General features: G+C 41.2%; 11 protein-coding genes. 7 read left to right on the forward strand and 4 right to left on the reverse strand.

The genetic code is table 11. From position 1 onward, the window contains the following. Window positions 1-33: 33 nt before the first annotated feature. Entirely contained in the window at window positions 34-273 is a 240-nt protein-coding gene (locus AC1DOK_RS15740; RefSeq protein WP_477555244.1) for a DUF896 domain-containing protein, read from the forward strand. 44 nt (window positions 274-317) lie between these two features. Next, window positions 318-1,355 carry an LLM class flavin-dependent oxidoreductase gene (locus AC1DOK_RS15745; protein ID WP_477555245.1) on the forward strand — a complete coding sequence of 346 codons (1,038 nt, stop codon included), beginning with the start codon at window positions 318-320 and terminating at the stop codon, window positions 1,353-1,355. 187 nt (window positions 1,356-1,542) lie between these two features. Here the strand turns inward: AC1DOK_RS15745 and AC1DOK_RS15750 are convergent, their stop codons facing one another. Beyond that, the gene (locus AC1DOK_RS15750; protein ID WP_477555246.1) at window positions 1,543-2,601 is read right to left on the reverse strand and encodes an LLM class flavin-dependent oxidoreductase; all 1,059 of its coding nucleotides are present in this window, start codon (window positions 2,599-2,601) and stop codon (window positions 1,543-1,545) included. 253 nt (window positions 2,602-2,854) lie between these two features. On the opposite strand from AC1DOK_RS15750, the gene AC1DOK_RS15755 reads away from it, so the two are divergent. Further along, window positions 2,855-4,033, forward strand: a complete 1,179-nt coding sequence (locus AC1DOK_RS15755) for an oxalate decarboxylase family bicupin (RefSeq protein ID WP_477555247.1) — start codon at window positions 2,855-2,857, stop codon at window positions 4,031-4,033. A gap of 452 nt (window positions 4,034-4,485) precedes the next feature. On the opposite strand, the gene AC1DOK_RS15760 is transcribed toward AC1DOK_RS15755, so the two are convergent. Then, window positions 4,486-5,274: an alpha/beta fold hydrolase gene (locus AC1DOK_RS15760; RefSeq protein WP_477555248.1), complete on the reverse strand. Its 789-nt coding sequence runs from the start codon at window positions 5,272-5,274 to the stop codon at window positions 4,486-4,488. A 279-nt stretch (window positions 5,275-5,553) separates the two neighbouring features. On the opposite strand from AC1DOK_RS15760, the gene AC1DOK_RS15765 reads away from it, so the two are divergent. The 4 genes from AC1DOK_RS15765 (at window position 5,554) to AC1DOK_RS15780 (ending at window position 9,801) form a co-directional block, all read left to right on the forward strand. Beyond that, window positions 5,554-6,411, forward strand: a complete 858-nt coding sequence (locus tag AC1DOK_RS15765) for a MurR/RpiR family transcriptional regulator (protein WP_477555249.1) — start codon at window positions 5,554-5,556, stop codon at window positions 6,409-6,411. 146 nt (window positions 6,412-6,557) lie between these two features. Further along, on the forward strand, window positions 6,558-7,901 hold the full coding sequence (locus AC1DOK_RS15770; protein ID WP_477555250.1) for an ABC transporter substrate-binding protein: 1,344 nt from the start codon (window positions 6,558-6,560) through the stop codon (window positions 7,899-7,901). 128 nt (window positions 7,902-8,029) lie between these two features. Further along, window positions 8,030-8,959: a carbohydrate ABC transporter permease gene (locus tag AC1DOK_RS15775; RefSeq protein ID WP_477555251.1), complete on the forward strand. Its 930-nt coding sequence runs from the start codon at window positions 8,030-8,032 to the stop codon at window positions 8,957-8,959. 17 nt (window positions 8,960-8,976) lie between these two features. Further along, on the forward strand, window positions 8,977-9,801 hold the full coding sequence (locus tag AC1DOK_RS15780; RefSeq protein ID WP_477555252.1) for a carbohydrate ABC transporter permease: 825 nt from the start codon (window positions 8,977-8,979) through the stop codon (window positions 9,799-9,801). Between the two features lie 13 nt (window positions 9,802-9,814). Here AC1DOK_RS15780 and AC1DOK_RS15785 read toward each other — a convergent pair whose 3' ends face one another. Together AC1DOK_RS15785 and AC1DOK_RS15790 are read right to left on the reverse strand one after the other, a co-directional pair. After that, complete coding sequence (locus AC1DOK_RS15785) at window positions 9,815-10,462, reverse strand: lysoplasmalogenase (RefSeq protein WP_477555253.1); 648 nt, start codon at window positions 10,460-10,462, stop codon at window positions 9,815-9,817. Between the two features lie 19 nt (window positions 10,463-10,481). Further along, the gene (locus AC1DOK_RS15790; RefSeq protein WP_477555254.1) at window positions 10,482-12,728 is read right to left on the reverse strand and encodes an AraC family transcriptional regulator; all 2,247 of its coding nucleotides are present in this window, start codon (window positions 12,726-12,728) and stop codon (window positions 10,482-10,484) included. Between the last annotated feature and the right edge of the window lie 212 nt (window positions 12,729-12,940).

Here is a 12,940-nt window from a genome sequence, read left to right on the forward strand (position 1 = left end):
GCTAATTAAATGACGAATGAGGGGAAGATAATGATGATTGAAAGCTTAACTCGAATTAATGAATTAGCAAGAAAACAACGTGAAGAAGGATTAACTACTGGTGAGAAGTTTGAACAACATATATTACGACAAGACTACCTAAGAGAAATTCGGGGACAGGTACTGAATACAATTACAGGTCTAACTGTAATTGACGAGCTTGGAAACGATGTTACACCTGATAAAGTTCGGATGATCAAAGATAATGGAATTGCTTTTAACAGAATGCAGTAAGGATTAGATGGCAATCAATTATGTAAAGAAAGAAGTTGGGATCTATGGCTACAGAAGAGCAAGGTAGGAAACAATTGAATCAAATTGCGTATTCCGTATTGGATTTAGCATCCATTGTAGAGGGTGGATCTCCGACTGAATCGTTTCAAAATACACTGCGTTTAGCACAACATGCTGAAGAATGGGGCTATAATCGGTATTGGCTCGCAGAGCATCACAGTATGCCAGGGATCGCTAGTTCAGCGACTTCAGTCGTGATCGGTTATGTGGCTGGTGGTACCCACAAAATCCGAGTTGGTTCCGGTGGAATTATGCTACCCAATCATGCACCACTCGTTATTGCCGAACAATTCGGCACACTAGAAGCTATGTATCCAGGTCGGATCGATCTAGGATTAGGACGAGCTCCTGGAAGTGATCAATATACAGCGGCGGCTCTTCGTCGTGATTCTGGCAGTAATGGAGAAGACTTTCCAGAACAAGTTGCTGAACTAATGAATTATCTGGATGCGGAATCTAAGCATAATCGAGTAAGAGCAATTCCAGGTGAGGGACAAGAAATTCCAATCTGGTTGCTTGGTTCTAGTGGTTTTAGTGCTGCTTTAGCTGGTAAATTAGGATTGCCGTTCTCTTTTGCGAGCCATTTCTCAGCAGATCATACATTGCCAGCTCTTGCTCTATACCGTAATAACTTCCAGCCTTCACAAGCATTAGAGAAGCCTTATGCAATGGTAGGCGTTAATGTCTATGCGGCAGAAACAACAGAGCAGGCGCAATATCATGCAACTTCACATCAACAGCAATTTTTGGGTTTAATTCGTAATACACCTGGACGACTAGCTCCACCTGTGGATTCTATGGATGGCATTTGGACGCCATACGAGAAATCACTTCTTATGGGCCAGATGAAATCTTCTATTATTGGTAATCCAGACGAAGTGAAAGCACAGCTTCAGGCATTCCTTGATTCGACTCAGGCAGATGAAATGATTATTAATTCTATGATATATGATCAAGCCGCACGTCTGCGTTCTTATGAGATTGTTGCTGAAGTAACAGGTATGAAAGTGAATATGTCATAATAGAAGAGCATTTCTCTGATCGACTATACATTCTTAGCACATAATAGATGAAATAAAAACAGATCACACTTTGGAATTTGAGGTCCTATGTGTGATCTGTTTTATGTTTTATGGCAGCTGTAATTGAACAGTCAGCCTGTAATCTATTCCTAATATTGTCTAGAGAATACACGCCTTGTTCCTTGGGCTAGTTCCTAGTAAGCTCTTTACGTACAATCGGTGCGACCTTAGTTCCTAAAAGTTCAATTGAACGCATGACTTCAAGATGTGGCATCGTGCCGACATTGACATGCAGGAAGAAACGATTAACACCTAAATTTTTGCGTAGTAGAATAATCTTCTCAGCGACAAACTCGGGATCTCCGACATAGAGGGCACCCCGAAGGCTGCGTGCAGCATCAAAAGCTGAACGATTATATTGTCCCCAACCACGTTCACGTCCAAGTACATTCATTTGGGCCTGTGTTGGAGGGAAGAATAAATCGGCAGCCTGCTCCGTCGTTTCTCCTACAAATCCGTGAGAATGAGTTGCGATCTGCAGTTTCGCAGGATCGTGTCCAGCCTGCGTCGCAGCCCTCTTATAGAGGTCGACTAACGGTGCAAAGCTCTCAGGCATTCCTCCAATAATAGCGAATGCAATCGGAAGTCCTAACATTCCAGCACGAATTGCTGATTCTGGGTTCCCGCCGCTGGCGATCCATACTGGTAGTGGGTCTTGAACAGATCGAGGATATACACTCAGGTTATTGATCGCAGGACGATGACCGCCACGCCAATTCACCTTTTCTGAGGATCTAATAGCAAGTAGCAGCTCTAACTTTTCTTCGAATAATTCATCATAATCTTCTAAGCTATATCCAAAGAGAGGAAAGGATTCAATGAACGAACCCCGGCCAGCCATAATTTCAGCCCGTCCGTTAGAAATACCATCAAGGGTAGAGAAAGCTTGATACACGCGAACCGGATCGTCTGATGACAACACAGTTACGGCACTCGTGAGCCTGATCCGCTTAGTCATGGCAGCTGCTGCTGCTAATACAACAGCGGGCGTGCTTCCCGCATAGTCAGCCCGATGATGTTCTCCTATTCCATAGACATCTAAGCCGACCTGATCGGCTAGTACGATCTCCTCAACCGCATTGCGAAGCCTCTCAGCATGACTCATCATTTTACCTGTTACCGGGTCCGGCGTTGTTTCCAAGAAAGTACTAATTCCAATTTCCATGTCGTTTGCCAGATTGGCCATGTTAATTCGCCTCCTTCATTATCTACACTTTACTCTATTTTATATAGTTTCTCAAATTTAGTAAGTGTTATGGAAATGGAATGGACTGGATTGATTATCGTATTAGCGCTAATATGCCGTTAACTAAACATTAACGGACCAATCGATATGGCTTGGCTTAGTAAATTTAAGGATTCGGATACAGACATAACAACTGGTGCAATGTCATAAATTACTTGCATATGTAACAAACCGCGTGAGAGGAGCATGTCAGATGGAGAATAGGCCATGGACACAAGCTATGAAAGTACCGCAGCCCATAAGGAATGATGGTGCAGGAGCGACGGATTTAGGTCCACGGGATGTTATGCGGGATATAGAGAATCCCAACATGCTGGTTCCTCCAGTTACAGATGCTGGGCTTGTTCCTAACTTGAAATTCTCTTTCTCCGATACTCATATGCAATTAAATCATGGGGGATGGTCCCGGGAGATCACTCAAAGGGAACTACCGATAGCGACGACACTTGCGGGAGTTAATATGAGCTTAACGCCTGGTGGTGTGCGAGAGCTTCACTGGCATCAGCAAGCAGAATGGTCCTATATGTTGTTAGGGCGAGCACGAATAACCTCTGTAGATCAAGAGGGGCGGAATTTCATTGCTGATGTAGGACCAGGTGATCTTTGGTACTTCCCACCAGGGATTCCACATTCCATTCAAGGGCTGGAAGAGGGTTGTGAATTTCTACTCGTCTTCGATGATGGTAAATTCTCAGATCTGAATACCTTATCTATTTCCGATTGGTTTGCACATACGCCCAAAGATGTGCTGGCAGCTAATTTCGGCGTACCTGTGAGTGCCTTTAGCGGCATTCCTACAGACCAAGTCTATATTTTTCAAGACAATGTACCAGGGTCACTGGAAAGTCAAAAGGTTACTTCCCCATATGGAACAATTCCGCTAAGCTTCAAGCATCAGTTACTAGCTCAACCTCCCATTAAAACGCCTGGTGGAAGTGTGCGAATCGTGGATTCTTCAAACTTTCCAATTTCCAAAACGATCGCTGCCGCACTTGTAGAGATTGAACCTGGTGGCATGAGAGAGCTGCATTGGCATCCGAACAACGATGAGTGGCAGTATTACCTTACTGGGCAGGGTCGCATGACGGTATTTGCAGGAAATGGTACAGCGCGTACGTTTGACTACAGAGCCGGTGATGTCGGTTATGTACCATTTGCTTTTGGACACTATATTCAAAATACCGGTAACCAAAGCTTGTGGTTTCTGGAGATGTTCAAGAGTGACCGATTTGTCGATATCTCTTTGAATCAATGGATGGCACTAACCCCTCGCGAACTAGTTCGCGACAATCTGCATGTCGGACCGGAATTGCTTGATGCGCTTCGCAAAGAGAAATGGCCAGTCGTTAAATATACTGGCGAAACAGAGTGATCATGGAAGCTGGATTCGCATATCCGCCTTTTGCATACAAGTAGACCAAAGAGGCTTTTAGCTTCTATTCGTTACATTGCTTGTACAGGGTTAGGTTGGGAACCAAGGATAGATGGGGAATTCGATGGCCTGAGCAGTCCTAAACTCTGCATCTCAATCAATAACTGGAAAAAATCATGTTAATTTCAGTATATTAGGGTGATTTAGAATTTTAACAGGATTTACTCCTGTTATTTAAAGGATTGTATCGGCTATTCAGCTAAAAGTACTGAAATACAGGGAGAATTTCCAGCTAATCTAATCTGCTGTAATGAGTGTATGTGATTAACGGGATAAATTCCTGTTAACACATATCCCATGAGCATCAAATTCCTGTTAACACATATTCCCATGAGTATCAAATCTCCTCAGTACAGGACAAACCTGTCATTTCACGCGTTGATTAACCAAAGTTACGCTAAACCAATAAATTGAACGAGTAGTTGGTTAAACCTGTCCCGTTCCTCCCAAAAGGCACCATGTCCGCTATATTGAAATGGAACTAGCTGTGAATTTTTGATGAGTTTATTAGTTTCATGTCCTCTCTTTAATGGAACCACTTTATCATGGATGCCGTGAATAATTAAGGTAGGCGCTACAATCTTAGGAAGATCATCGTATACGTTCTCATCCCTCAGTAATTTTATGATTGCAGCAGTTGAATAGCCAGTTGCTTCTAGTCCCATCTGAAAGAACCATTCTGAGAATGGCCCGGTTATATATTGGAAGAAAAATATATCTGTTACGCCTTGTAACATTTTAGGGCGATCATTAGCGGTTTGAGCAAGGAATTGAGCTACAGTTTCTGTTGTCACACCTATTGGAGATGCAGCATCTATTAGGACAAGTTTAGATACGCCATATCCTTGATGTCGCCCCATATAGCGAATTGATATTGCTCCCCCAGTGGAATGACCTGCTAGCGTGAAATTTTCCAAGCGAAGCGCATCAACTACAACACGAACATCATCTGAAAGTCTATCAAGCGTATAGCCATGAAATGGTTTATCCGAATTACCATAACCCCTCCAGTCAATCGCTATACAACGAAATCCCTGTGCTGGAAGCACATTAAACTGATACTCAAACTGCTTATGGTTCAAAGGCCAACCATGGATAAATAGGATCGTTTTCTTTCCCCTTGGGTTTATATCCTCTACATATATATTGACACCCGGCTCTACAGTAACATAATATCCCACGCTGATTCCTCTGATTAATTAAAATGTTCTTAACAATAGGATACTCACTTAGAACAACATGGGTGAGTATCCTATTGTTTTCCTGTTCGAAGTGGTGGAATAGAAGAAATATTATCGTATTGATTGCTGATTCTCAGTAGAGAACAAACCAATTTTAGTTAGATGTCATGTGAAAATTGTAATATTATTTCAAAACTGTATATACAATATGAAATAAAACTTATTTACCCTATAGCAAAAAGTTAAGACCAACAAATGAACTTACAAAGGATGATTTCCGTGATAAAAGGTGTCCTAGTAAGCATAGAGGCGGCCATGGGAAGCTTAAAGCCGATGGAGCGCAGGGTGGCGCAATTTATAATGGAGCATCCAGCAGAAGTAGTCACGTTTTCGGTACAGAAGCTAGCCAAGCAAGCTGGCGTAAGTGAGGCTACGATTATAAGACTTTCACGTTCCCTTCATTGTAAGGGGTTTCAGGAATTGAAGTTGCGAATCGCTGGTGATTTATCACAATCGTCGTTGCCTACAGAATCCTATCAGGAAATTCGTGCTGATGGATCCACTAGTCAACTCATTGAGTCGGTTTCACATAACAATATTGTCTCTATTCAAGATACCTTAACCGTACTCTCTCCAGAGAAAGTGGAGAAGGCGATAACGATGTTAAGCAGCGCAAGAAAAATTGGTATCTTCGGCATTGGAGCTTCAGCGGTTATTGCGGAAGATTTCAAACAAAAGCTGACGCGTATCAATCGTTGGTGCGAAATTGGTGCAGGGTTTCATGATCAAGCAACAATTGCAGCTAATCTGCTTCCGGGTGATGTTGTCTTTGGGATATCTTACACGGGGCAAACGGAAGATATGATCCGCTCACTAGTCATTGCAAAGGACAATGGTGCTTCTGTTATCTCACTTACTCGATTTGGCTCGAATCCGGTATCAGAATTAGCAGATACGCAGCTGTTTATCAGCACTCTGGAGAAAAGTATCCGAAGTGGAGCGATGGCTTCTCGTATTGCACAACTGAACGTGATTGATATTCTATACGTTGGTATCGCTAGCAGTCGTTACGAAGAAAGCTTCCAATCGCTAGAGAAAACGCGACAAGCGGTCAAGCAGGGTAAACGCTATAGTTAAGCAGATCTAACAGATCCGTGGCCACAGTTATCGCAATAACCATAATCAGTAAATTCGTACCTGCTTAGTTTGCCTGTAAATGGTTTAGTTCTCATGAAGACCATGAGGTTTAAACATAGAAAAAAATTAATAGGGAGGTTTTATCAATGAAACGTATATTTAGTGGAGCATTGTTAACTATTGTTGCTGCATCTTCCATGCTGGCTGCTTGCAGTAGTAATACCGCAAGTCCTAGTGCAACGCCAACGCCGGCAGGATCAGGTACAGCGCCGACGACAGCGCCAACAACTGTACCAACAGTTGCAACGACAGCAGCACCACAGGAGAAAGTAAAGCTGACAATAGGTAGTTGGCGCACGGAAGATACAGAAGCCTACTCCAAGATCATTGCTGCGTTCGTCAAAGATAATCCGAATGTTCAAATCGAATTCAAGCCAACCAAGAATACAGAATACAACACAGCTCTAAACACCTCGCTGCAAAGTGGCAATGGCCCTGATATTATTCATCTACGTCCTTATGCTGCAGGTGCTGCATTGGCTGATGCTGGTTACTTGGAGCCCCTCGGCGGCGTGAAAGGAATGGAAGTGTTCACTAAGGACACATTGCGTGCTGCTACAGGAACTGACGGCAAAGTATATGGTGTACCAACTGTATTCAGCTCTACTCAGGTGTTTTATAACAAGAAAATTTTCGAGCAAAACAAGCTTCAGGAGCCTAAAACATGGGATGAACTAGTGAAATCGGCTGAAACACTGAAGAAAAATAAAGTGATTCCGTTTGCTTTTGGTTCCAAAGAAGGCTGGCTCCTATCCTTGACGCATGGTACGCTAGCGCCTTCCGTATATGGGCCTGATTTTATTAATACCATTCTTACGGGGACTGCGAATTTCAAAAGTCCAGAATTTGTGAGTTCCCTTAAACTACTGAAGGATTTGACACCTTATTTCCCAGATAATTATGTTGGGATCGGCATGGACGACATGCGTAATATGTTTGTTACTGAGCAGGCAGCCATGATCATCATGGGGGATTGGGAGTATGCGGTTATGAAGAAGGCTAATCCAGACCTGCAGATGGATGTTTTCCCAGTTCCACCAATGAAAGCGGATGGTAAGTCTACGGTTACGACTTGGGTAGATGGTTCTTTTGCAGTAAATGCGAAATCCGCTCATAAAGCAGAAGCTCTTAAATTTATGGAGTTCTTGACCACCAAAGCATTCGGCGAGCTCGCAGTTAATGAACTACAGAAACCAAGCACCATTCCGGGTGTTGCAGCGAAAGATCCGCTTGTAGCCAAAATTGCCAAGAATGCAGATACAATCTCTACACCTTACGCAGCAGTCGTTTATTTCAATGCGGGTAACCCAACAACCAAAGCTACTTTGGAAAACTCGATTCAAGGGATGTATCTAGATAAATTGACGCCGGAGCAGGTTGCTGAAGAAGTACAGAAGAACGTGGATACATGGTTTAAGCCAAAAAAGTAAACAGGTAATAATGTTCAAGTAACAGTGAATAACAAGTAAGAATGTTGAGCAAGTAACGATGATAAATAAGTAATGATGAAAAATAAGTAACAATGTTGTCTTATTAAAATAATGAGAGGTGTGGGGGCATGAATAACTTGGCCAAATCGTCCGGGTGGAAAAAGGGTGCGATTCATCTGTTCCCAATTCCTGCCCTCGCAGTTTACATTCTGTTCGTGATTTATCCGATCGTAGCGGCGTTTGGATACAGCTTCTACGATTGGAAAGGTCTTGTACGAGGAGACTTTATAGGACTTGGCAATTTTGAAAGCTTGTTTACGAAGGAACCATTCAACTATTTATTCTGGAATGCATTCGGACATAATGTGTATTATTTCGTAATTGAGATGGCAGTGCAGAACGTGTTCGCATTTGTGCTTGCCTACCTAATTTATAGTAAGCTTAAGGGTTCGAGTTTTTTGAAAACGGCCTATTTTCTCCCCCGACTGCTTTCGGTTATCGTTGTAGGGTTTTTGTGGAAACTCATGCTCAATCCTAACAATGGTGTGGTCAATGTACTACTCAAAGAGATCGGTCTTGATACGTGGGCGAAGCCTTGGCTAGGGGACCCAGCTACGGCACTAACCTCGATTACAGTCGTGAACAGCTGGTTTGGCGTTGGTTTCTCCATGCTGATTTTTCTCGCTGGTCTACAGTCGATTTCTACGGAAATCATTGAAGCGGCGCGGCTAGACGGAGTTAAAGGATTTCGTTTGATCCGCTCCATCATTTTGCCGATGATGACCCAGTCATTGATTATAGTAACGGTATTTACATTTATTCATGCTTTCGAAGCGTTTGAACTTATCTATGCGATGGAAGGCTCGCAGGGTGAACCTTACAACTCAACCGACACGTTAGCCGTATTCTTCTATCGTATTGCGTTTGGCGGATCGTCAGGCGGCGATTCAGTTGCACTGGGTCTTGGCTCAGCACTAGCAGTTGTCCTGTTCTTCATCATTGCAACGATATCTGCCTTGTTCTTGTATTTCACTAGAAATCAAAACGCACAGAATTAAGAGAGGGGAGGCAGGCTATGAAATCAAATAAATTCGTTCGGGGGTTCCAATACTTATTCGCGTATTTAGGGGCTCTTGTAAGCTTATATCCGATCTTTCTCATGCTGACCTCTTCCTTAAAAACGAATATACAGATTATCAAAAGCCCGATGTCATTGCCAACATCCATGTCGTTCACCGCTTATAACAAACTACTTCAACAAATTCCGTTCGGTACATTTTTCTGGAATAGTTTAGTTGTCAGTATTGTTTCTGTTGTCGTGATTCTGCTGTTTGGTATTTTGGTTTCGTTCTATATCGCGAGGTATCCATTTCGGTGGAATGGCGCGTTATTCTTCTTTTTCCTAATCGGAATGATGATTCCAATTAAGCTTGGGATTGTTCCGTTATTTCTTTTGATGAAGCAGTTAGCTCTACTCAACAGCATTTGGTCACTGGTAAGTGTGTATACGGCGATCGGATTGCCGCTTGCGGTGCTGATCTTAACTGGTTTTTTTCGGACGCTACCGAAAGAATTGGAGGAGGCTGCGCGAATTGATGGATCTTCGGATTTTGGCGTTATGTGGCATGTTCTATTACCACTTATCCGCCCAGCAATTGGTACGGTGATGATCATGAACTTCATTATGGCATGGAATGATTTCTTCTTCCCGCTCATTTTTATTCAAGACGATGTTTACAAAACGATTCCAGTCGGCATGCTCTCGTTATTCGGGCAATATTCAACTGATTTAAGTATGCTATTCGCTGGGCTGACGCTGGCTTCAGTTCCGATGATTATCATATTCTTCCTTGCATCCAAACAGTTTATGGAAGGTATGACTGCTGGGGCAATTAAATAGGGTGGATGAAGTATCATTCACCTTCTTCTGAAGATGACTTGACTAGTTCTGACCTAATGCTCTTACTGATAAGAAATTGGGCCGTGTAGTAGGTGATCATAATGAGCTGACCCGAATAAATGATGTCCGAAACAAACATATTCCATGATAAAATAGAGTCTGATGTAATGAACAGCAGCCCACCAAGTATCGCCCATTTATTGCCTGTCATGATCGAGAACCATCCCATTAAGGAAATTACGACGATATAAAAAAGAACTGGTATCACAAGTCCATGCTGACCGTTATCTATGAGAGCTTGAACTAACTGGTATCCCATAATGCTAGCATACATAAGAATTGGAACAATCGTCATAAATCTTAACTTCGAGAACTTCCATCGTGTGATGAATGCCCCCGCATAGAATAGATGACCAACTAGAAAGGCAGACAGTCCGATTATAAACCATTGTAGAAGCCCATCACCAAGCATACAGAAGAACAATCCAATAAGAGTAAGTAAAGTGTATCGATCCTTAACACCTGGCTTCTGTAAATAAGCATAGATCAGAATTAACCACATCGGAATCAGTTTAAAAATAAGTGCAGAACTCCCCCAAATATAGAAACTCCCCATCACCAAAATAGCCATAGGTAACAATTGCAACAATCGTTTTATCATTTATAATCCTCCATAAAATTTAAAATTTCATTTTTTTTCTATAATCGCTCGGAGTTATACCCGTACTATTCTTAAATAAGCGATAAAAATACGAACTACTCGTAAATCCTGTTTTTTCAGAGATTTCAACAACGGTGTATTCAGATGTTTTCAGTAGTTCTTTGGCTTTATTCATCCGCATCTCGCTAATGATATCAGATAGTGCATTTGTGGTTAATTGCTTATATAACCGACTCAAATAAATTGGAGACATCGAGAACTCGTCTGCAATTGAATTCAAGCACAGGCCCGAATTGCTATAGTCTCGCTCAATAATTTCATGTACTTTTTTAATGAGATCTTCTTGTTTTGTGCTTCGTTTCTCTTCAAGTTTTTGACCTATTTCTTCAAATATTTTGAAATACGGCGTGTTGATTTCTTCCATGGTTTCTACATGATTTGGTAGTAAGAACGTTGTATCGAATTCGGGAATTGTTAAAATCGCATTGTTCTTTTTTAATGCCCGCAAGACGTTATTAACGGTAAGTGCTAAATGCGATATGACAAGTTGAATAACGGTAAAAGAATGTTCCGATATTTCTCCTACGATATCGATATAGATGCTCCGTGCTTTATCCACATTTCCTGACATCAAGGATTCAATGAACTGTTTTTCTTTGTGAACGGGAAACATATATTCTTTGGATTTTAAGTCCATAATGTCAAGGGAAAAGAGAATGCTGCCGTGTCCTTTGAATAATCGGTGGTAAGAAGCCTCTAGTACTTGATTGAAAACTGAAATGCATTGCTCGATTGATTCCTTCACAGGACTAAAGGTAATCGAGATGGATAATTTTAAATGTTTGGTGATTGACAATTGCATAAGCTCCGCCATTTCGATCAGCGAATCCCGTTCCATGTTATAAAGCGGATCATGGAAGTTGAGGATAAGTAAAAGACTATCATCCCCCATATCAATGGCTTCGATTTGAAAGATCGGAGAGGCAATTTCCGTACTAACGTTCATTATGGCGTATTTGATCAATTTAATATCATCTTTGTATTTCTCGAGGACTGCGGTGAACTGATCAATCCTAATCAACACAATCAGTGATTTACTATTCACCATAAGCCCTGAATTGAAGTAATGCAATTTTTGTTGCAAGATCTCAGTATTATTGGTTTCTCTACCTAAAATCGTACTTCTAAGAAAATCTTGCTTGAGAATATGTTGATGATTACGTCTTTCGGTTTCAAGGGTTTTGAACTTGCGTATGACTTTGTCAATCGGGCGATATACACCATGGGATAAAGTTAACGAAATCAACACTCCTAAGAGAAGAATGCCAATACAGATAATGAGTGTTCGATATCTCATTACACTAATTTCTTGAATAATATTGCTATAAGGGGTAATGCGAACATATCTCCAGCCTAATGAATCGGGTGAAGTATACGTTATTAAAGATTTAACTTCATCTACAGTGTCTACAAAATATGTAGATTCTGAAGTATCCTGAATAATTTTCTGTATATAGGTTTTATCAGAAATATCAGTTAGCATCGGATGCATGTCATTACTAGAGTACAATATTCCGTCCTGATTGATGATAAACGTATTTTCTTCATTTAGCTTTTTCTCCGATTGATCTATTCGTAGACCTAACCATGATGCCGAGATATTGACAACGACCGCTGTATTTAAATCGGTATTGTCATCAATGATGCTATAACACAAATAAGTGTAACTTGACACAACTGAATGTTCGATCGTCCCGATATTATATGTCCTGGGAATAGGGTGAAAAGGGCGATATTGTTTGAAATTTTTAAAAATCTCAAATATCCCTTTGTCATCCAGCTCGGATTTTGCTTGAAGGCCGTTTCGCATGTTGTTGGAACTTATATAAAATTGATTTGATTTCGCATTGTAGACATAAATTGATTCGATGAACGGCAGCGATGCTCGATAGTTATCAAGCTGCTGCTGTGCAAAAATAGCGTCATATATGCTGGGGTTTGCATAATGTAGCAATTTGGACACTGCAGAGTCATGATAGATTTGGGAAGAAAGAGAGGTTACGGTGTCCGTCATATTGGATAACTCGCTTTTGATTTGGTTCAGACTGTTAGAATCAGAATGATAAACTTGATTTAAAGCGATGTTCTCGAAGTTCATATACAGAATGGTTGAAGTAATCAAAAGTGTAATAATAACACATCCGATAGAGCCAAAGAGTATTCGGATATAAACTTTTTTATGCTCTCTAGACCACTGTTTTATCATTGTTGAAACCCCTTTCATCGCTAGTCTGAGTATAATTCATAAGTTTTGTGCTTTCAATTAAATTCGTAATTTAACAGCCAAAATTAGGTAAGATGTAGGAAATATTCACAAAAGTACATAAAGTTCACACTTCACAAGTACCGAGATTACAGGAATGTGTGTCATTGTACAGTATATTATCGATTTAGTTTCCTCTATGATTTGGATGTAAT

It is taken from the genome of Paenibacillus sp. P5_B5 (assembly GCF_056400365.1).